Source organism: Salmonella sp. SAL4457, assembly GCF_046548235.1.
In the GTDB taxonomy this organism is placed as follows: Bacteria; Pseudomonadota; Gammaproteobacteria; order Enterobacterales; family Enterobacteriaceae; genus Salmonella; species Salmonella enterica.
In genome coordinates this window covers 1-257 of record NZ_JBGDZO010000829.1, presented here as the reverse complement: position 1 = coordinate 257, position 257 = coordinate 1, and the positions used below count along the sequence as shown (strand labels likewise).

Annotated in this window: 1 pseudogene; it reads left to right on the top strand. The window is 69.6% G+C overall.

Features of this window, described 5'->3' with window-relative positions:
- A pseudogene (locus tag ACLJNW_RS26500) lies at positions 1-257 on the top strand (MFS transporter); the annotation flags it as partial.

The following is a 257-nucleotide window of genomic DNA, read 5'->3' as shown; positions in this document are numbered from 1 at the left end:
CCTCCTGGGTCTACGTGCCGACCGCGACTCTCTACGTCCTCGCGTGCGTCCTGACGCTCAGCCTGCCGGTACGCAACCAGCCGCTCACCCAGGGCAAGGCCACCCTCGACTCGCTGCTCGCCGGCATCCGTTTCATCCGCAGCCGACCCGACATCTTCGGGGCAATCTCCCTCGACCTGTTCGCCGTGCTCCTCGGCGGCGCCACCGCCCTGCTCCCGGTGTTCGCCAAGGACATCCTGCTCACCGGGCCCTGGGGC